Below are 19,470 nucleotides of genomic sequence, written 5' to 3'. Positions count from 1 at the left end.
ATGAACATGGTCGAGGTGTGGTTCGGCATCATCGAACGCCAAGCCATCCACCGCGGGACCTTCCGCAACGTGCGCGAGTTGACGACCAAGATCCGTGAGTTCATCAACGGCTGGAACCCGAGAGCGAAGCCCTTCGTCTGGACCAAGACCGCTGAGCAGATTTTGGCCATGGCTGACCGCCGAAGAACTTCAAATACGGCCCACTAGGAGGCGGTTCATGTGCCGGCAGACTGCTCACGTGATCGACGAGACTTCGGTAGACGAACTCATCCTTGCCGAGAGAATTCTCCCGGCTCTCCAAGGCATCAGGGCCGAACTCGGCTGCAGTCTCGGTGACGCCGTCGATGAGTTCGAGCGGCGTTACGACAGACTCCGCGCTGAACGACCGAACGACTTCGCCCTGGCGCCAGAGGAGTACGGACGCAACATCTACACGTAAGCGCAGGGCCCGGCCCTTGCTGTCGTCGCCAACGATCGCACGCTCATCGGCAGAAGCGGATGTTCGTGGCCGCGCGCCCAGCGGCCAAAGAGTGCGTTTCGTACTCAGGCGCGTCCCTCACGGCGGATACGAGCCGATCTCGGCGCTCCAATCGTCCGCAGCGGCCGACAAGGACTCGGCATCGACCCGACACGAGATGACGAATGGTTCGCCCGCACGGGTATTCCGTTGCCACGGCGGCGAGAACTCCAAATCCAGACCGATACTCAGATCGATCAGGCTCGCCTCATCCGTGACGTAGGAGAAGGTCAAGTTCGGCTCGGTGAAACTCATTCGCGCACTTCGGTGTTCATTGTCAGCAGATAGGCCTGCCGCATGCTGAAGCCACTGCGACAACGCGACGGCATCCTCCGGAGTCAAAGCCAGCCAACGGAACGACCATGTCCCCTGTGGGGAGTGCGCAGTCCCGCTGATGATCAACCAGCTTCGCCGGTGCTGTGGGTCGACTGCATCCGGAAATTGGTAATCAACCACTCCCAGCTCCACCCCGTACCCGTCGCTTCCGATCAACTTCATCGGCCCAGCATTCCATAGCGCCCAGAATGTGATTCGTCCCAAGGAGCGGCGCGCATCGATCGATCGGTAGTCGGCAGTTGATTGCATTCGTCAGTTGTGCCGTGGCCCTCAGTATCGCGCGGGTCGCGGTATAACAGGATGTCTGGCAGGCTCGTCGAATGCGGAGTGTTCCCTGGGCGCCAGGTGGCCGAAACTGGCCAATGTACGACCCGGAGCCGAGCGGCTGCACCAGACCGTTCGATGGCCGGTCGGCCAAGGCATCTATAACGTTCCGATGGCATTCGGACTCGGATCTGACTCCCGAGGATCTCTGGTACGAAGGCGTTTTCGCGGACTACCGTCGATACGACTCCGAGCGTGGCTGGGTCGAGGTATCTATGAACGAGTACCACCTGGAGATGCGGGAGCAGATCGACCTCGCTCTCCAGTGGGTCTCGAATTTCTGGGCTGGTCACGTGGTGCACATCGAATGGGACCTGGACGCGGAGTGCCGAGCAGAGGTGGCGCGTCTCGATGCTGCTCTTTCCTCTGGGAGCGTGTTCCTCCCGAAATGCATACACGTAGGCCCAGATAGGGACTACTCGCTCTGTGACCGGCACGATTCGGGTTGACCGACCTCACTGTCATCGGCATGAGCGTTCGTTAGCCCGTGTTCGATCCTTGCGCGCCGAGGCGTTCAGCGTGGCTCATGATTCCAGCCGCCCGCACCTCGCGGACTCCACCACGGTGCGAGCGGTCAGGGGCAGGTTCGGGCATCTGCGGTGAAGAGCGTGCGCAGCGTGTCCGCAGTGAATTCGTCCACCGGATAGAACAATTCGATGGCCAATTCCGCGAGCGTGACGTCCGAGGGTGCCCCGAAGGTGACCATGGTGCTGAACATGCGTAGCTCGCCCACCGGGGTGGCGATGCGCAGCGGCACCGCGAACGGCGTCGGCGCACCGGGGTCGGGTTCGGTGTGCGCCGGGACCGGGTACTGCGAGACCTCGTCGTACAGTGCGCGCAGAATCGGGTCGCCTGTCGCCTGCACCTGCCGGAGCAGCCGTTCGAGCAGGAATTCCCGGACCTGACCGTGGTTGATCATGTGTGTGGCGGCATCGGGCGGGCCGGGGTGCAGGGCCAGGCGGTAGAGGTTGGGCTCTTCCATCAGCTGCTCTTCGACCTCGTTGGAGAACAGGCCCATCGCGCGATTGGTGGCAACGACATTCCAGTACCGGTCCACCGCGACCGCCGGATACGGTTCGTGTGCGGTCAGCATGGTGTCCAACGCGGCACGGGCAGCGGCGAGATGGGCGTCGTCCAGGCTGCTCTCTCGATACTCCGGAGCGAATCCACCCGCGAGCAACACCGTATTGCGTTCGCGCAGCGGAACTTCCAGGACATCACAGAGTTTGAGCACCATGGCCCGGCTCGGCCGCGCCTTCCCGGTCTCGACGCAGGACAGATGTCGTGCCGAACTGTCGGCGGCCAGCGCCAGCTCCAGCTGACTCAGCCGCCGCCGCTGCCGCCAATCTCTCAGCAGTGTGCCGACGGGAGATTCCTGCATCGAACGCGTCACCCGGCCACGCTATCGGTCCGGCGCGACCGGGTGCCATGACCTCGGAGGTCATTGAGACGATGACCGGCCACTGGCAACGTCGACATCATGACCACGACGACCATCTTCGAATCGGGCCCCGGCCTGCGCACCGCGTTGCGGGTAGACGGCTGGAGCACCGGCGTCTTCGGCGCCTTTCTGCTGGCCACGGCCCCGTTATTGCGCGATCCGCTCGGATTGCCGACCTCCTGGTCGATCCCCTTCGGCGTCGGCATGCTGGGCGGCGCCGCTGCACTGCTGCTCATCGCGCGCCACCCGCAGCTACCGTCTCGCGTGGCTGCCGTCGTCATCGCGGTCAACGCGCTGTCAGCGGTGCTCATGGTCGAGCTCGCTGTCATCAACCTGATTCCGCTGACGAATTGGGGCCGGGTCTTCCTGCTCGCGGGCGCAACGTTCGTTGCGAGTTTCGCCGCGCTCGAGTTCGTGGGCCTGCGTCGCCGGGGACCGGTGACGTCGTGACCGACGAAACCGCCATCCTCGCCCTGCTGCGCGCGCAGATGGACGCCTGGGCCGCAGGTGACGGCACCGCCTTCGCCGCCACGTTCACCCCCGACGCCGATTTCGTATCGGTGATCGGGGAACGCATCCAGGGCCGGACCGAACTCGCCACCGTCATGCAGGAGGGCTTCGACGGGTTCATGCGGGGCACCCGCATGGCCGAACCCGAAACCACCACGCTGCGCTTCCCTGCACCGAATGTCGCGGTGCTGATCACCGTGGGCGATCGCCCCATGCCCCCGGGCGCGACCGCACCACCCGATGCCCGGTCCGTCCAGACCCGATTCGCGGTGTGCCACACAGGAACCTGGCTGTTCACCGCCTTCCAGAACACCCGGATCAGCCAGTTCCCGCAGTGAGTCAGGTACGCGGCATGAGCTGACGTTCGAAAGCCCTGACCCGAGAGTCGATATTTCAACCGTGGTAGTCGAGTAGCTCGGTCAAGTAGTGGGCGCGGTCCTGCTCGCCGAAGTCACGAAGCGCACCGAGCTTTAACCCGAGAGATTGAGATCGTTCTAGAATTTGTGTCATGTCTGCAGGACGCAACATCGCATCATGTTCTGGCGGGCTAGATCTTTTGCAGCGCCGCAGGGTTGAGATCCCCTACGCTGGGGTAGCCGTCGACCGCCATGGTCAAATCCATCTCGGCAAGAATTGAGCGCAGCACCTGCGAGGCGCCGTGTGTCTGGTTTAGCGCCAACCCGTATGCATAGGGACGCCCAACGCCGACCGCTGAAGCTCCCATAGCCAAAGCCTTGATGACGTCGATGCCATCACGCACACCTGAGTCGAACAGCACCGGCAGTCCATCAGCGGCAGCGACGACCGCCGGCAAGGAGTCGAGCGCGGGCAAACCGCCGTTAGCTTGGCGACCACCGTGATTCGAACAGTAGATCCCGTCGACCCCTGCATCTTTGGCGCGTCGAACGTCGTCAGGGTGACAGATTCCTTTGACGATTAGCGGGAGTTCGGTCTGCGTCCGTAGCCACACAAGGTCGGAGATCTCCACTCGGTTGGGGAACACGCGCAGAAAGTGTTTGACAACTGCATCGATGTTTTGTCCTGATGCGCCATTGAGGCCGGCGCGAAAGACGGGGTCAGTGGTGTAGTTCGCTAGGCACTGACCATGCAATGGTGGCGAGTAACCCGAGATCGCATCACGTGGCCGCCAACCCGTCACTGGCTGGTCGAGCGTGACAACAATAGCCCGACATCCGGCCGACTCGGCACGCTTCATGAAGCTCGCGGCCAATTCACGATCGTTGGGCACGTACAGCTGAAAGAACCCTGGGGTGTCGCCAAGTAGCGGCGTAACGTCTTCCATTGCATCGTTAGCAAACGTGCACAGCGTCAATGGCACGCCGGTAGCAGCGGAGGTGCGAGCCGCAGCCAGATCGCCGTGGCCGTCAGGTGTACAGAGGCCCAGTACGCCTATCGGTGCCGTAAAGATCGGGGTTTGCAACTTCATCCCGAACAAGCTGATCGACAGGTCACGTACATCGGTGCCGGAGAACATTCGTGGAATCAGGCCCCATCGATCGAATGCGTCGATATTGGCCCGTTGAGTGGTCTCGTCCCCAGCACCTCCTGCTACATAGGACCACAGTTGAGGCGACATGACTCTAGACGCATGTTCTTCCAGTTCAGCAGCCTTGAGTGGCGTCATTATGTGTTGTTGTCGAATTTCGTCCTGGTAGCCCCCGTACGCCATGCGGGTAGTCTACACAAAACCCATTTCATACTGTCGCTGAAGACTGTTGAATAGCAACATGATTGACGCCCAGCTCGACATGCGAACTGGCGAAGCCCCTGGTAAGAGAGCTGATTACCAAGTCCGCTCGTCCACCAGAGGCTTCCCTTGTTGTTCTACCGTGCCGCACTGCCGTTGTCATCCGGGCCAACAAGCGATGCTTGTGCTGGTCTACCTGCATAAAGGCGAACCGTTCACCGATCTCGCGGCCGGGTTCGACGTCTCGACCAGTACCGCCTGGTTCTACGTCGAGGAAACAACTACATTGTTGTCAGCGCAGGCCCAGGGCTGAAATCGGCGTTGCGAACCGCGAAAGCTGCTGGTCACAGCTATTTGATCCTCAATGGAACCGTGATTCCGATCGATCGAGTCGCCGCGGATCGGCCGTTCTACTCGGGCAAACATCGCCTCCACGGGATGAATGTGCAGGTCCTGGCCTCGACCGAGGGTGAGATCGTCTGGCTCTCACCGGCTCTACCAGGCAGCGTCCACGACATCAAAGCTGCCTGGATCTGGCAGATGGTCACCGCACTCCAGACCCTGGACCCGCCGCTACTGTCAACGCATGGAGATTCCCGAGCTCGCCGATCTCATTTGGCTCTTCGAGGACGAGCCGACACGGCAGTTCGATGATCTCGTCTGGCCCGTCGGATTGCACTCGTTCCACCTGACCCGAGGAGCGCAGACCGTTCGGTTCTCCCTGGACCCCGTCGCAGGCGAGGCCTACGTCAGCATCTACACGGGCGAGCAAGAGCACACACACTTGGGCCGTCTTCGCCCAGTGGATCGACTCAGCATCGACAGAGGCCCGGCCGACTACGAAGGTCTGCGGCTGTGGCTTCAGGATCTCACGAACGAGCCTGTGACACTGCAGACCAAACCTCAGATCCGGCTGTCGTGGGACGTGAAAAGTCCTGGTACCTGGTAGCACCCGTCGAGCTGCTTGCGATTCTCATCGGCGGCGGACCACTGTCGCGATCGCGCTCGGCGTCACTTGATCACGACATCTGTCACCGCGACCGCACGCCCAGCGGCATTACAGCGCGTCTTCAGGCAAGCGGTATAGCCGCGGTTGCCCATTCAGGTAGCAGCTCGCAGCTCGCGAACCATTCGGGCGGCACGATCTCGCGGACGGGGCCGGCACCGATAATTCCGCCGATGATTGCGCACGTGGTGTCACTGTCACCGCCTGCCGAGGCGGCCGTCCAGCACGAGTCGGCGAAATCATGGCCGTGGTGAGCCGCGACCCAGAGGCAGAACGGGACAGTATCGAGCGCGGAGGTGTCGTGTCCGACACCCAGCTCCGCAGCCGCAGTGACAGCATCGCGAACATCCTCGGCATTGGTGATCTTGTCTCGGACAGGGCCGGTTGGCGTCCAGGCAGCGACCGTTTCGAGAAACTGACTACGACGTAGCTGCGGTTGCGTCGAGAACAAGGCAGCAGCAACAGCCACCGCGACCGCACCGGCTACAGCATCGGGGTGGGTATGGGTGACCACCGCCGAAGCTGTCGCCTCTTCAACAACCCGGTCCAGGTCATCAGCGAACCACGCACCCAGCGGTGCCACCCGCATGGACGCACCATTGCCCCAGGAACCCCGCCCCTCACGTGCCTGTTGAGCGAGTTCACTCCAGTGATAGCCCTTTTGGCGCATGAGCCGCAAGATCCGGCTCGTCCCGGGCCCGTATCGGCGATAGATGTCGTAATGCTCAGCGAAAGAACCGGCCAGCGCCTCCTGATCGATGCGACCGTGGGCACTGAGCACAGCGAAAATCGAGCACGCCATCTGCGTATCGTCGGTCCACAGCCACGGCCCGGGCAACAGGGTTCGCGACCGCAACGCGCCACGATTGATCGCGTCGTCGAAACATGCCCCGAACGCGTCACCTACCGCCAAACCACGCAACGAGGACAGTGCCCGTGCCCGACCATCAGGTTTCATCCAGCCAGTCTGACAGTCGCCGCGACCACCGGCCCGAATCCGACGTTGCCTGAAGGCAACGTAGACCACGTTCATGATGTCCTCGAGCCGCAGCAGATCTAACCCGCCACTGCGGTCCCTGGCCAGTACTTTCAATCACCTGGATGCGCGGCAGCGACATGCGCCTGCCACGACGCACCACGCTGCTCAGGCGTCATTGCCAGCAACGCCGTCAGCTTGGCCGACTCGGTGTCGTCGACCGGGGTGAAGACCTGCACCCACGCCCCGTCGATGACCGGCAACGACATACTCGTCATGTGCATCGCGACCGAACCGACAGCCAGGTTCTGGATCACCTTTACCAGGTTTGCCGGCACTGCGACATCGTTGCTCGCCCACAACTCGGCGAACAATGCACTCTTGCTACACATCTCATCAACGAATGACTGCCAGCCCGGATCCCCGAAATACTTGACGTAGGCGCCACGCAAATAAGCGACCATCCGCCGCAGATCATGGGAATTGTGCACGTACGGGTTACAGCAATCGGGGGTGAGAAAGACCTGACGCAACACACTTTTCGTCGTCAGGGCGAATCCCGGACACAGAGCCGCGTAGGCGTCATTATGGGCCAGCACATCGTATTTCGCGGTGAGTAGCACCGCAGGCAGCGGATTCAACTGCGTCAGAATCGCGGCGAGGCCCGGTGGCATCTCGGACTGTTGCGCCGATTGCACCGTCGGCACATCAGCCAGTCGGTACAGATGCGCCTTCTCCGTCGGATCGAGACGCAACGTACGAGCGACGGCATCCAAAACCTGAGTGCTGGCGTTGATCCGACGGCCCTGCTCGAGCCACGTGTACCAGGTCGTCCCGATTCCCGACAATTGGGCAACTTCCTCGCGCCGCAGCCCAGGCGTGCGACGACGCGAGCCGGACGGCAACCCGACATCGGCCGGGGCGATCTTGGCGCGACGCGATTTCAGGAACGCGCCGAGTTGGGCTCGGCGCTCGGTGCGCACCGAGCGTAGGTCGACCAGATCACTCATCACACAATCGTCGCCGATGTCGATCCTGGTATCCAGGTGGTGCTGGTACCCGGATCGACGCGGCGTGTCCAGCACTCGCGAATGAGCAAGTCCCGCACAGGGATCCGACCTCTACCGGAGCACCTCGGTCCCGCCGAAGCCTTCCAGCGCCTCGACGACAGAGTCCTCCGCACACGGAACCGGGCTGCACGCAGCGCGAACCATATCCACGGTGGCAGCGGCACCAGCCGCGACGAGTGCCGTCAGAGCTCCGAGTTCCGGGGTGTATTCGGGTTCCGCCCAGTCCTCATCGTCGATCGCCTCCTCGGCGAGGTCGTCGATGACATCCTGGAAGGCGAGGTCCAAAGCTTCGACGGCCTCGCGAATCGTCACCGCGTCGGAGGTCGCCGACTCGAGCAGATACTCGGCGCCGTCGTCGTGCGCGTAGGAGGCGCGGCGCCAGCCGGAATCATCGAATCCGTAGACGAACCCGACAGGGCGCGCGCGGCTCGATATCTCGCTCAGCGAATCGATCCACCACTCGGGTACCCCGGCGACCTGAACCGGAACTTCCGCCTCGGGCCATTGCGGCAGAAATTGCCGCTCGGAACTCTCATGGTCATTGCCACAGATAGCCGCGCGTCCATCGTCCAGGCAGGTCAGCTGTGCCCAGTTGCCACCGCCGTCGTCGTCGAATGTCCACACTGTCGAGAACGGTGTGCGGTGCATCGAAATCATGTCGTCGCCGAGACCGATCGCGTGCTGGATCAGCGCTAGCGCGGTCCACCGCCGGCGAATTTCGGTGGGAAGCGGTAGGTGGACGGGGATCGTGCTCATCGTTGCCTTCTGAATTCTGGGGGTGCGCACCCTGTCGACGCGCACCGTGGACCAATTCTCCTGTGGGGCACGGTCCCCCGGCGTCGAATCCGAAGTGCGCGGCACTCAGCCCTCCCTACAGTCCAGCCGACATTAGCGGTCAGATCCCAGCCGAGCCAGCCATGGCGCCGACACAGTGCCCGACATGGCAGAACTGCTGCAGCTCAGGGGTTTACAGCCTATTGCCGAACGTGAGATGTCACCCCTGTTTGCAACAATCCATCGCATGCTGATCTTGCCGCCCACCGACCCCCTGGACTCGACGCTGTACTCGGACTGGGTGCGCCACTTCGATCCCGATGCTCTCACCAGCGCGGAGGACCTCGTAATGACCCTCCGGGAGAAATTCAGGAAGACGCGCAAGCCCGGCGCCTTCGTCGATGACGTCGACTGGCAGACAGAAGGATTGCCCGAGCGACATCGACCCTGGCTGTGGGACATGGTCGGGCACTGGCTGAGTGCCTCGCAAGGGGACTCGCGGTACCGTACGGCGGCGATCAGCGCGTACGGGCGGGCACGGGCGGCCGAACGAGAGCATTCGCTGCCGGTGCACGTGGACTACCACAGGGAGAACACCCTGTTGTTCGCTCGCGCGGGAGCGTTGCCGGTCAAAGAGGTCGCGGCTCATCAACGCTGGCTGAGCAGTTTGGGATCGGCACAGGAGGCGCATCACGCGTTCGTTCGGCTGCTCGTGGCACTGGCACAGGGTGGTGCGTCACTCGGCGCGGATCTGCACCGCCGTGTGCGCGCCTCGGCGAAGGCCGCGGGACTGGGTATCGAAGCGGACTCCGAAGTTCTGCGTGATGTGCTCGTGGCCTGCACCTCCCAGAAGATTCCCGACGGATTGCTCGACGGTGCGGCGAAGGTATTCGCGCAGGCACCGCCGCAGGACGTCGAGCCGCTGCTGACCGTGTTCCCGGAGACCGCCACCGACGGATCAGCGCTGTTGCGGCTGCTCGACGCGGTGGGCGCGATAGACGGGCTGGCAGCCGGAACACTCGATTTCCCAGACGGACCGGCTCAGTGGATCAGCGACTTCTTCTTCATGTACAGCTTCGTCGAGGTGCCTTACGGCGGCGTGACCGCACAACAGATGCCACCCGAACTGTTCGACCTGATCGAGCGGATCGGCCCCCGACTGAAGGAATCCGGGAAGCCGGTGTCCATGGCACGCGGTCGATTCGGCCACGCGCACCTCGACACCGAACTCGCCGACGCACTGCTGGCGGTGGGCGCCGGTGTGGAGGGCCCCACGGGCAGCCGAATGCAGTTCTGGGGCGCTCGATCGCGGCGCGACCTCATCTCCTTGGCCGCCGATCCGGTCCTCGGCCCGCGACTGGAAAGTGTGGTGCACGCGGACAGCCGAACCACCACCACTGCCATCGTCCGTCTGCCGGACAATCCCGGCATCGAACGGTCGGTGTTCACCCGCATCGTCGCCCTCATCGAACGAGTCGCGAGCGGCGGTCTGTTGGATGCCGAAACGGCACTCGCCGAACTCGACGGACTGCTCGACCTACCGACTGTGCAGGCGCTGGACGGCATCGAGGAAGCACTGGCCGCCCTCGACGGCATCGACCCGTTGCTCCGCACGCTACGAGCCGGGATTCCGAGCGAATTCCACTGGCCCGCTTGGGAAGCGGCGATCAGTGAGCTGGACGGCGCACAGGGCGTCACGGCCACCTGGCCGATGCTCACCCTCTACAACCGCAACCGTGCCGTGGTGATCGACCCGCACGCCGCCGTGGCCGAGACCGAGTTCACCATCTCCACCCGCAAACATCTGCGGGCGGTGTTCTACGCGGGCGGCGATTTCCTGGTCGGCTACAGCGATACCGAGACGTTTCACCCGAATCGTGCGTTCTGGACGAGCGCACCCGACGAGAAGTTCACCCCCACCGACTCGTATGGCATGGTCGCCTGCCGCAGCAACACATACGACGGCCTCGGGTATCAGTTCGCCACGCCCGACGGCCGTCACGACGGTCAGCGAATCCTGCGATCCGGCGACCGCCATGGCGTCGCGGACCGCCGGTATCAGTTGAGCGACGGTGCACAGGTGTGGGGATTCGACGGTCGGGCCACCTGGGCCGAGCTGGATCCCAGCAGCGGCGCGCCTGCGGAAAGTTTCTCACTTCCCGCGTTTTTCACCGAAAGAAGCCTGCCCGCTGACAAGGAAATCTCGAGCAGGTCGCTTTCCTACGTCTCATTGCCGCAGGGAGTCACCTCCTCGCCACTCGGTTCGGTGGCGGGTGTCAGCGGCTTCCGAATCATGTCCGACCGCAACGACTGGGCCGGTTGGGTGCTGGAATCCGTCGACGGCCGCCGCGCCACCTTCACCGGTGGCAGAGGTATCGGCGATCCATGGGGTCTGGTTCGTTTCCCCGAGCGCGACAGCGACCTGATCATGACCTGCGGCTCCTCCGCAGGCGCCACTGGCTTCGGCCCGATACGCGCCCACGATGGTGACAGTGCGCTGTGGGACGTAGGCACCGAGCCGCGCGATCGCGGGGCCTTTCCGCCCCCGGCGTTCTGGCACTTCCTGATCCCGCGTGATCCCGCGGGGTCGACTGCCCTGCGCGAACTCGACGCGGTCGGCGCGCGCGCCTTGCTGGCCGACGCCGTCATGCCTTCGGGCATCACCGCTCCCCCACTCGTCGACGGCGTGCGCGCACAGGCCGACCGGGCGGCCCAGCTGGTCGCCACCCGCGAACGAATCTCCCGGCGAGTGGCGACGATTCGATCCGGGGTCCTCGTCTGCGCACCTGTCCCGACGCCGGATTCCGAACTTCTCCCCGCGCTGCTCGGTCTGCTCGACCACCACACGAACACTCACTCCACCGTCGTGCCCGCCACTCTCACCGCTCTCGCCGCGGACGGCCGCTACCTGGCCGGCGACATCGATGACGCCGTGCGCCGGATCAGCCCACCCGCACCGCCCATCGATTGGACACCCCTGCTCGGCCACATCGACGCGGTTGTTCGACGCGCGATCAACGCCCGTACACCCGAAACCGAACGCCTCGCCCTGGTCGCCCTGCTGACAACCTGGGTCGCGCAACCATTCGCGGTTCCCGGTGAATGGCGGATCGGCCGATGGGAACGGACCGAACCCTCCACCCTCGAACGCACCTTGCTGCGCGGGGGCTCGTTCGTGCAACCCGCTGACATCGCGCCACCGGCGGACGCGACCGAGGTCCGCACCGTCTCCATCACCCGCGATGATGCCTCCCGCATCGAACGGCTTTTGGACCTGTTGTCCCAGCACGGACCGCGCACCCCGAGCGAGAAGGCGGTTCGGCACTTCGTCGAACTCACCGGTGTCCGCGAACCGATCGCCCGGCTGGCACTGGACGGGATGCCACGGCGATGCGGATTCGGGGGCGGGCTGGCGAGCCTGCACGATGCGCACGACAAGATGGTCCGGACCAAGCCATATCGCGCGAATTCCGCGGTCGCCGAACAGTACGAGCACTTCTCGCGGCAACTCGATTGGGCAGGTCGCCATCGGCTACTGGCCGCAGGCGTACCTGAGGACGTCAGTGAATTGTGGACCGACGACGGCGATCTCGCCGCCGCCGAACGAATGGCGGCGGTGTGGAACGAACTGCTGGGCAGGCAGCTGTACGTGTCCGAGGAACTGATCATCGAACTCGAAGCTTCCACCGGCCTGTCCGGATCGTTCGCGCTGGCGCTGGCGCATCCGCAGCACACGACCATCGCAACCAAGGACCTGCGCTGCCACCTACGAGTGAACCGGCACGGATGGCTCGATCTGTATCACGGCGATACGAGTGCGGCCTACCTGCGGCAGTGGAATCCCTTTCGGGGACCGGCGACCGCACTGGCGTGGGCCCTCACCGAACGGCCCGTCGCGGATCCGGACAGCGGAGGGATCGACGAGCTGCATGATCGACTCCGAGCGCGATGGCATGCTCCCTCGCTGCTCGTCGGTATTCACTCGGAGTACTTCTCCGCCGAGCTCTTCGGACCGGATACCTTCACGGTCACTCCGCGGGACCGGATCGTGTACGACAACGGCCTGATCGTCGTCGACGCGCACGAGTGGCACCGTTCGACCTTCCTGCGCCCCGCCGCTCTTGCGGACCCCGACACTGTCGCCCGAAGCCTGCACGTCTGTGCGGATCATGGGTTGACGGAACTGACCCATGCGATCCGCTGCGAGGAAACTCTCGTGACCGGTTTGTCCCGGCTCGTCGACCGCGCCGCCACCACACCGGTGGCCGCCGGTCACTACGAAGCAGACCCGCGACACAGCGTTCCCGAGTTGGTCGAGCGAGTGTCGGCAGCCATCGGCGCGAGCCCGGATGCCGCGGCGCTGTACCTCCAACTGTTGACCCTGGCCCGTCCCACCGACCGTGCGGTGCGCCGCTTCAACAACTGGACGCCCACGCGGCACAAGAAGGCCCAGGCCGAACTCGTCGCCCGGCGGTTGGTTGTCGAGGACAAGCGCGCCAGGGCCGGACGCACCGCATTCATCCCGGGGCCGTGGACCGCGAAGATGACGCCACCGCACCTTCCCTTGGAGACCGCGAAGCTCGACCGTCATCTGGTCCGCATCGACGACAAGGACATCATCGGCCCGTACGCCGTCCTGCTCCCACCTCGTCCGTTGCACGAAATGTTCGAGGACGCTTGGTTTTCACGAAACACCTGATCGATGAATGCACGGATCAGTATGATGTTCAACCACTTTCAGCAAACGACCCGGCATCCAGCCCGGGCGGGCGATGCGATTCGGCGAACCTGCTGACGAGTGCTGTCGGTCAGGAGGACTGAATGCGCACCATCGTGATCACCACTGGGATGGGTCGCTACTTGGCCGAGGAGTATCTCGGCCGCGGCGATGAACAACTGCGGTGGCTGACGGCCAGCGATTCAGTCTGCTATGTCCGGCGATGACGGAGTGGTGTCGTCCGGCTTTCGATCGCCGGAGCTGATTCGGCGCGGTCTTACCCTCGGTCGACCGATGCGGGGTGACGCGTCGGTGTCGGCGCGGTTGCGGCGAGAGGCGAGTAGGTCGATCACGTTCTCGTCGTGGTCGGGGGCCGGCGGGGTAGCCGCGTCGGCCGGCCACGCTCCTGTCTGACTTTGGAGCTCCGCGCGAGTTACCGGGCGGGTGGGGGCGGCGTCGTGGTCGGCGAGCCAGGGGCGGCGGCGCATTTCGTCGATGTCGTCGCGGCCGCGGCGAGGTCGCTTCGGTAGTCGAACGACGTTCGACTTGCCTTTTTCGGCCGCACCGGCACCATCGTCGGCGGGCTTCACTGTCTTCTCACTTCCACCGCTCCACAGCATCGAACCGACGTCCACCGGGCCGATACAGGGCCCGCTTCGTGATCTGACATCGAATTACCCGCGGACATGCGTCGCGACACCTGTCGATCCCATGACGGCAGGCCCCCCGAGCCTCGGCTTCGATCTATCGTTCACCTCTACATTCTGCCTCACCGCACGACCCGCGGTGGTCCTGGAGCCCGCGGCAGGCTAGTCGAGGGCCGCGACGGCTGCGGTGGCGAAGGCATGGTCCTGCTCGGGCGCCCCGCCGCCGACGCCGATCGCGCCTGCCAGCCGCCCGCCCCGATACACTGGAACCCCGCCGGCGATGAACAGCAAGGGACGATCCAGCGCTGTCTGCAGTGAATGGAACGGCCCGTCGGGCTTCACGGCATCGACGACATCGGCGGTCGCGGCGTTCAACTGCACAGCAGTGAAAGCTTTGCGGGTGCTGGTCTCACCCGAGATCAGGACAGCACGATCATCGCGGCGAAACGCCAACAGGTTTCCGCCCGAATCCACCACGCTGACGCTGACCAGCACGCCGTTCGCCTCGGCCGACGCACGAGCGGTAGCCACGAGAGCCTCCGCGTCGGCGATGGTGAGCTGACCGGCAATCACAGAAGAATCCACCATTTTTCTACTCCAGACATGCATTCGAAGGTAGTTGCGTACGCGTACTAATCATGCCAGCATTAACGCGCGCCTGCAACTACAGGCGTCAGCAACTAAAAGAGGAGCTCACGCAATGGCAACCGCTTCTACTCCCATCGGCCTCACCAAGGGCGCCCATGTCGGCATCTCCGTCGCCGACCTCGACCGCTCCATCGCGTACTACTCGGCACTCACCGGCCGGGATCCCGTCGCATCCGGCGAGATGGACAGTGTTGCGTTCGGCGGCTCACAGGGCCTGTCGAATGCCCGGCTGCGCTACGCGACGATCAACCTGGACAACATCGGGATCGACCTCATCGAATTCCGCGACCCCGTCGGCGAGCCCACCAACGGCAAGGCCAACCGCCCGGGTTCGATGCACCTGTGTTTGCAGGTCGACGACTTCGATGCGGTCTACACCCGCATGAAGGAAGCCGGTTACGACTTCCTCGGCGAGGACTACACCTTCACCGCGGGCGAGGTCACTCCCGACTCGGCGCTCGGCACGCAGGTGGCCTACTTCAACGACCCCGACGGCACCAACCTCGAGATCATCGCGCCCAAGGGCGGCTTCGCCAACTGAAGCTCCGTACAACCAGGCCACCTCGTCGTGCTCGAAGTCGCGGCTCAGCGTTTTTCGTTCGCGTCGAACTGCTGGGTGCCGAGGACGGCGAGGAGGTCGAGGGCGTCGGCGCTGTCGGTTCCCAGTGCGGGGGTGAACCAGAGCAGGCGTTGGCGTCCGTCCTCGCTGAAGAGGTTGAGGCAATTGACCTCGAGCAGGCCGAGACTCGGGTGGACGATGCGTTTGCGATCGTCGCGACGGAAGGCAACCTCGTGTTCGGCCCACAGGGCGGCGAACTCCGGGGAGAGTCGCAGCAGTTCATCGATCATCGTGGCGGCTTCGGTGTCCTTGGCGTCGCGGCGGCCCGCGGCGGCACGCAGGTCGGCGGCGAAGGCGCGTGATTGTGTCGCGTGGTCCTGCGCCGGATACAGGCGCCGCGATTCGGGGTCTGTGAACCAGCGGTAGACGAAGCTCGATCGTTTTCCGCGATGACCGGATTGGTCACCGAGCAAGGCGACAGCGAGGGGGTTCTGGACCAGGGTCGCGTGCAAGTCGGTGATGATCAGCGCGGGTGTGCTGGTCAGGCGGGTGAGCAGGTCCATCATGGCGGGATGGACGTGGACGGCGGCGCCGGTCCGCGGCGGGGCCGAACGTGCGGCCAGCGAAAACAGGTGATTGCGCTCGTCGAAGGTGAGCCGAAGGGCGCGCGCGAGCGCGGCGAGCATCTGCTCGGACGGTTGCGAGCCCGCGCCGCGCTCGAGTTCGGTGTAGTAGTCCACCGATGCGCCGGCCAGTTGGGCGACCTCTTCGCGCCGCAGCCCCGCGACCCGGCGCCGGTGCCCGGGCACCAGGCCGACGTCCTCGGGCCGGATCCGCTCACGCCGCGAGCGCAGGAATGCGCCCAGCTCGGTGTATTTGGCCGATGGCATGGCTCCAGTGTGCGCCAGGTCCGGGTCGCGGACCCTGGGGGTGAGGTCCCCTTGTTACCGGTGGCAACAGCGGCAATCGTGGACGGCATGACCAACACAACTTCCGCGGCCCGACGGGTCGCCATTGTCACCGGCGGTTCCCGCGGTATCGGCCGCGCCGTCGCCGAGAAGCTCGCTGCCGACGGGCTGGCCGTCGCATTGACCTACGCGGGCAACACCGCCGCCGCGGACGCGACGGTCGCCGCGATCACCGCGGCGGGCGGCACTGCGATCGCGGTCAAAGCCGACGTCGCCGACGAGAACGAGATGGCCGCGCTTTTCGACCGCGCCGAGGCCGAGTTCGGTGGCGTCGACGTCGTCGTGAACTGCGCCGGTCGGCTGGCCCTGTCCACGATTGCCGACCTGGACCTCAGCGTGCTCGACGCGTTGCACCGCACCAACATTCGCGGCACGTTCGTCGTGGCACAGCAAGCCGCGCGGCGGGTGCGCGCCGGTGGTTCGTTCGTCGGGTTCTCGACCTCGGTCGTGGGCACCCAGCTCCCGACCTACGGCGCCTACGCCGCGAGCAAGGCCGCGGTCGAGGCAATCACGCTGCTCCTGGCCCGAGAGTTGCGCGGGCGCGATGTCACCGTCAACACCGTCGCTCCCGGCCCGACCGCGACCGACCTGTTCCTGGACGGAAAGTCACCCGAACTGATCGACGCGCTCGCCAAGAACCCGCCGCTCGAACGCCTCGGCACTCCCGAGGACATCGCGAATGTCGTCGCCTTCCTCACCAGCCCCGCCGGTCACTGGGTCAACGGCCAGACGGTGCGCGCCAACGGCGGCATGGTCTGAGAGCGCATCCGGCGGAACATGACCGGCCGTGCACACGCAGCGGCAATTCTCGCGTGGTGAGATCTAGCGCTTGCGGCCGACGCCGCCGACGATGCAGTTGCGGACGTCGGACAGCGGGGTGAGGTGGGGGCCGTCGGGCCACCAGTCGTCGCAGCGGACGAGGCCGGGTTCGACCATGTCGAGGGTGCCGAACATGGCTTGGATTTCGTCGCGGGTGCGGAAGCGGCCGCTGCCCATCGGGCTGTGGATGAACTTCTCTTCCATCTTCTGGGCGAGCTCGCTGTATTCGGCGGTCTCGGGGTCGTGGAAGTGGGCGATGGCGACGAACGAACCGGACGGCAGGGCGTCGATGTAGGTCTGCATCAGGGCGGGGCCGTCTTCGCCGAGGTAGTGGTGCAGGGTGCCGATGTGGAACAGGGCCACCGGACGGGTGAAGTCGAGTTCGCGGCGGACCGTTTCGTTGCCGAGGACCTCGAGGGGGCGGAAGATGTCGGCTTCGGCGATGCGGGTGCGGCTGTTGCTGGCCAGCAGTGCGGCGGCGTGGACGAGGACCGACGGGTCGTTGTCGACGTAGACGACCTTGGACTGGGGGTTGACCCGCTGGACGACCTGGTGGGTGTTCTCCGCGGTCGGCAGGCCCGATCCGAGGTCGAGGAACTGGTCGACGCCCGCCCTGGCGAGGAAGCGGCAGACCCGGATCAGGAAGTCGCGGTTGGCCCAGGCGAGGTCGTTGACCTGCGGGGCGACGGTGCGGACCTGGTCGAGTACCTCGCGGTCGACGTCGAAGTTGTCCTTGCCGTTGAGGGCGGCGTCGTAGACACGCGCGATACTCGCACGGGTGGTGTCGACCCCGACCGGCACAGCGCTGGGGTAAGCGGCAGAAGACATCGGGGCGCCTTTCGGGCATCGAACCGAGTGGACGAATTCAGCCTAGATCATCGGTTGCGTTGTTGGACAAGCTATTCCGACACCAGACATGGTCGGTCGCGTAGTCGGGTATTCGGAGTACCCGTATCGGTGGGCTCCTATTCACGCCACATCGACCGGCCGACGATCAGTGGATGATCCAGATGCTCAGACCGGCACCAGTGCCCGAACCTGCGGCGGGCAGGCGTTCGATCGCCCTGCTCGTCGTCATCCTCACCGCCCAGTTCATGGCGGTGCTCGACGGTTCCATCGTCAACGTCGCCATCCCGTCTATTCGCGCCGACCTCGATACCAGCGGCGCCGCACTGCAATTGATCGTCGCCGGTTATGTGATCGCATACGCGGCGCTGCTGGTGGGCGGTGCGCGACTGGGTGACCGGTTCACTCAGCGTCGTGTGTTCGTCGCGGGGCTCGTCGTGTTCACGCTGACCTCGCTGGCCTGTGGGCTGGCGTGGAACGAGGCCTCGCTCATGGTGTTCCGATTCGGTCAGGGGGTGGGTGCGGCGGCGATGGTGCCGCAGGTGATGACGTTGATCCAGCGCACTTTCGCCGGGGCCGCCCGGGCGAGGGCGCTGAGTATTTATGCGGCGATCGTCTCCGGTGGCGTGGTGGCCGGGCAGATTCTCGGTGGGTTGATCGTCGACGCGGATGTGGCGGGCAGTGGTTGGCGGGCGGTGTTCCTGGTGAACGTGCCGCTCGGGCTCGCACTGCTGGTGCTGGCGCCGCGGGTGCTGCCGGTCACCGCGGGGCGCACGGATCGAACGGTCGACGGGCCGGGACTGGTGACGCTCACGGCAACGGTGTTGCTGTTGGTTGTGCCGTTGGTGCTCGGGCGTGAACTCGGCTTTCCGCTGTGGTCATGGCTGTGTCTGGGTGCGGGTGTGCTCGGGCTGGTGGTGTTCGTGCTGGTCGAGCGCGCGGTTGCCGGGCATGGTCGCGATCCGCTGTTCGCGCCGCAGGTGGTCGGGGCGCCCGGGCTGATCGCCACGGCCGCCACGCTGTTGCTGGTGATGGGGACCTTCAGCGGGTGGCTGTTCGTGAGCGCGATTCACCTGCAGAGCGATCTCGGCTACAGCGCGCTGCGGGCGGGCGTGCAGTTCTTGCCGATGGGTGTCGCGTTCGCGGTGGCGGGGCTGTACTGGCAACGCGTTCCGGCTCGATGGCACACGCTGATGATTCCCTTCGGCCTCGTCGCGAGCGCGATGTCGCTGGGTTGGCTGGCGTGGTTGCTGGGTGACGGTGCGGGGGTGGGGCCTGCGGCGTCGATCGCGTTCGGGCTGTACGGGCTCGGCAACGGGTTGGCGTTCAGTCCGTTGATGACGCGGGCGCTGGCCGCAGTGCCGATCACGCTCGCTGCCGATGCCAGCGGGATTCTGGTGACCGGTGTGCAGATGGGGATCGTCGTCGGGATCGCGAGCATCGGTTCGGTGTTCTTCGAACTCGCGGGGACGACCACGGCATCGACGGCCGACGCGGTGGCGGTCGTGCACCTGATCTGCGCGGCGACCACCCTCGTCGCCGCTGTCTCGGCGACGATCGCCGTGCGCCGGATCCGCCGCTGAACGATCGCGAGGACGCCGGTC

19 protein-coding genes and 2 pseudogenes are annotated in these 19,470 nt (G+C 64.9%); 12 read left to right on the top strand and 9 right to left on the bottom strand.

Annotated elements, in window-relative coordinates:
• Together ACFW6D_RS12485 and ACFW6D_RS12480 are read left to right on the top strand one after the other, a co-directional pair.
• A pseudogene (locus ACFW6D_RS12485) lies at positions 1–207 on the top strand (IS630 family transposase); the annotation flags it as partial.
• Between the two features lie 31 nt (positions 208–238).
• On the top strand, positions 239–439 hold the full coding sequence (locus ACFW6D_RS12480; protein ID WP_379327560.1) for a hypothetical protein: 201 nt from the start codon (positions 239–241) through the stop codon (positions 437–439).
• Between the two features lie 117 nt (positions 440–556).
• Here the strand turns inward: ACFW6D_RS12480 and ACFW6D_RS12475 are convergent, their stop codons facing one another.
• Positions 557–1,015, bottom strand: a complete 459-nt coding sequence (locus ACFW6D_RS12475; RefSeq protein ID WP_379327558.1) for a hypothetical protein — start codon at positions 1,013–1,015, stop codon at positions 557–559.
• A gap of 200 nt (positions 1,016–1,215) precedes the next feature.
• On the opposite strand from ACFW6D_RS12475, the gene ACFW6D_RS12470 reads away from it, so the two are divergent.
• Positions 1,216–1,626 carry a hypothetical protein gene (locus ACFW6D_RS12470; protein ID WP_379327556.1) on the top strand — a complete coding sequence of 137 codons (411 nt, stop codon included), beginning with the start codon at positions 1,216–1,218 and terminating at the stop codon, positions 1,624–1,626.
• Between the two features lie 125 nt (positions 1,627–1,751).
• On the opposite strand, the gene ACFW6D_RS12465 is transcribed toward ACFW6D_RS12470, so the two are convergent.
• Positions 1,752–2,570: a helix-turn-helix domain-containing protein gene (locus ACFW6D_RS12465; RefSeq protein WP_379327554.1), complete on the bottom strand. Its 819-nt coding sequence runs from the start codon at positions 2,568–2,570 to the stop codon at positions 1,752–1,754.
• An 87-nt stretch (positions 2,571–2,657) separates the two neighbouring features.
• Here ACFW6D_RS12465 and ACFW6D_RS12460 point away from each other — a divergent pair, with 87 nt between their 5' ends.
• Positions 2,658–3,068, top strand: a complete 411-nt coding sequence (locus ACFW6D_RS12460) for a hypothetical protein (protein WP_379327552.1) — start codon at positions 2,658–2,660, stop codon at positions 3,066–3,068.
• Positions 3,065–3,466 (top strand): SgcJ/EcaC family oxidoreductase, encoded by a 402-nt coding sequence (locus ACFW6D_RS12455; protein ID WP_379327550.1) that lies wholly within the window; start codon positions 3,065–3,067, stop codon positions 3,464–3,466. The genes ACFW6D_RS12460 and ACFW6D_RS12455 overlap by 4 nt, the downstream gene beginning before the upstream one ends.
• 209 nt (positions 3,467–3,675) lie before the next feature.
• On the opposite strand, the gene ACFW6D_RS12450 is transcribed toward ACFW6D_RS12455, so the two are convergent.
• Positions 3,676–4,818 (bottom strand): alpha-hydroxy-acid oxidizing protein, encoded by a 1,143-nt coding sequence (locus ACFW6D_RS12450; protein WP_379327548.1) that lies wholly within the window; start codon positions 4,816–4,818, stop codon positions 3,676–3,678.
• 172 nt (positions 4,819–4,990) lie between these two features.
• Here ACFW6D_RS12450 and ACFW6D_RS12445 point away from each other — a divergent pair.
• Positions 4,991–5,394: pseudogene (locus tag ACFW6D_RS12445) on the top strand (transposase family protein); the annotation flags it as partial.
• 28 nt (positions 5,395–5,422) lie between these two features.
• Positions 5,423–5,785 (top strand): hypothetical protein, encoded by a 363-nt coding sequence (locus ACFW6D_RS12440; protein ID WP_379327546.1) that lies wholly within the window; start codon positions 5,423–5,425, stop codon positions 5,783–5,785.
• A gap of 121 nt (positions 5,786–5,906) precedes the next feature.
• Here ACFW6D_RS12440 and ACFW6D_RS12435 read toward each other — a convergent pair whose 3' ends face one another.
• From ACFW6D_RS12435 to ACFW6D_RS12425, 3 genes are all read right to left on the bottom strand, one after another.
• Complete coding sequence (locus ACFW6D_RS12435; RefSeq protein WP_379327544.1) at positions 5,907–6,800, bottom strand: ADP-ribosylglycohydrolase family protein; 894 nt, start codon at positions 6,798–6,800, stop codon at positions 5,907–5,909.
• A 131-nt stretch (positions 6,801–6,931) separates the two neighbouring features.
• A complete protein-coding gene (locus ACFW6D_RS12430) occupies positions 6,932–7,828 on the bottom strand; it encodes a helix-turn-helix transcriptional regulator (RefSeq protein WP_379327542.1) in 897 nt (298 codons plus the stop codon).
• Between the two features lie 111 nt (positions 7,829–7,939).
• The gene (locus ACFW6D_RS12425) at positions 7,940–8,749 is read right to left on the bottom strand and encodes a hypothetical protein (RefSeq protein WP_379327540.1); all 810 of its coding nucleotides are present in this window, start codon (positions 8,747–8,749) and stop codon (positions 7,940–7,942) included.
• A gap of 160 nt (positions 8,750–8,909) precedes the next feature.
• Here ACFW6D_RS12425 and ACFW6D_RS12420 point away from each other — a divergent pair, with 160 nt between their 5' ends.
• Positions 8,910–13,361 (top strand): hypothetical protein, encoded by a 4,452-nt coding sequence (locus ACFW6D_RS12420; protein WP_379327538.1) that lies wholly within the window; start codon positions 8,910–8,912, stop codon positions 13,359–13,361.
• A gap of 122 nt (positions 13,362–13,483) precedes the next feature.
• On the top strand, positions 13,484–13,606 hold the full coding sequence (locus ACFW6D_RS12415; protein ID WP_379327536.1) for a hypothetical protein: 123 nt from the start codon (positions 13,484–13,486) through the stop codon (positions 13,604–13,606).
• 582 nt (positions 13,607–14,188) lie between these two features.
• Here ACFW6D_RS12415 and ACFW6D_RS12410 read toward each other — a convergent pair.
• Positions 14,189–14,614, bottom strand: a complete 426-nt coding sequence (locus ACFW6D_RS12410) for a heme-binding protein (protein ID WP_379327535.1) — start codon at positions 14,612–14,614, stop codon at positions 14,189–14,191.
• A 112-nt stretch (positions 14,615–14,726) separates the two neighbouring features.
• Between ACFW6D_RS12410 and ACFW6D_RS12405 the strand changes: the two genes are divergently transcribed.
• Positions 14,727–15,215 (top strand): VOC family protein, encoded by a 489-nt coding sequence (locus tag ACFW6D_RS12405; protein ID WP_379327533.1) that lies wholly within the window; start codon positions 14,727–14,729, stop codon positions 15,213–15,215.
• A 44-nt stretch (positions 15,216–15,259) separates the two neighbouring features.
• On the opposite strand, the gene ACFW6D_RS12400 is transcribed toward ACFW6D_RS12405, so the two are convergent.
• The gene (locus tag ACFW6D_RS12400; RefSeq protein WP_379327531.1) at positions 15,260–16,123 is read right to left on the bottom strand and encodes a helix-turn-helix transcriptional regulator; all 864 of its coding nucleotides are present in this window, start codon (positions 16,121–16,123) and stop codon (positions 15,260–15,262) included.
• A gap of 87 nt (positions 16,124–16,210) precedes the next feature.
• Between ACFW6D_RS12400 and ACFW6D_RS12395 the strand changes: the two genes are divergently transcribed.
• Positions 16,211–16,960 (top strand): SDR family oxidoreductase, encoded by a 750-nt coding sequence (locus ACFW6D_RS12395; RefSeq protein WP_379327529.1) that lies wholly within the window; start codon positions 16,211–16,213, stop codon positions 16,958–16,960.
• A gap of 63 nt (positions 16,961–17,023) precedes the next feature.
• Here the strand turns inward: ACFW6D_RS12395 and ACFW6D_RS12390 are convergent, their stop codons facing one another.
• A complete protein-coding gene (locus tag ACFW6D_RS12390; RefSeq protein ID WP_379327527.1) occupies positions 17,024–17,848 on the bottom strand; it encodes an SAM-dependent methyltransferase in 825 nt (274 codons plus the stop codon).
• A 173-nt stretch (positions 17,849–18,021) separates the two neighbouring features.
• On the opposite strand from ACFW6D_RS12390, the gene ACFW6D_RS12385 reads away from it, so the two are divergent.
• On the top strand, positions 18,022–19,449 hold the full coding sequence (locus ACFW6D_RS12385; protein WP_379327525.1) for an MFS transporter: 1,428 nt from the start codon (positions 18,022–18,024) through the stop codon (positions 19,447–19,449).
• Positions 19,450–19,470: the final 21 nt, after the last annotated feature.

Source organism: Nocardia sp. NPDC058705 (genome assembly GCF_042749305.1).
Lineage (GTDB): Bacteria > Actinomycetota > Actinomycetes > Mycobacteriales > Mycobacteriaceae > Nocardia.
This window is presented reverse-complemented; position numbering and strand designations above follow the sequence as displayed.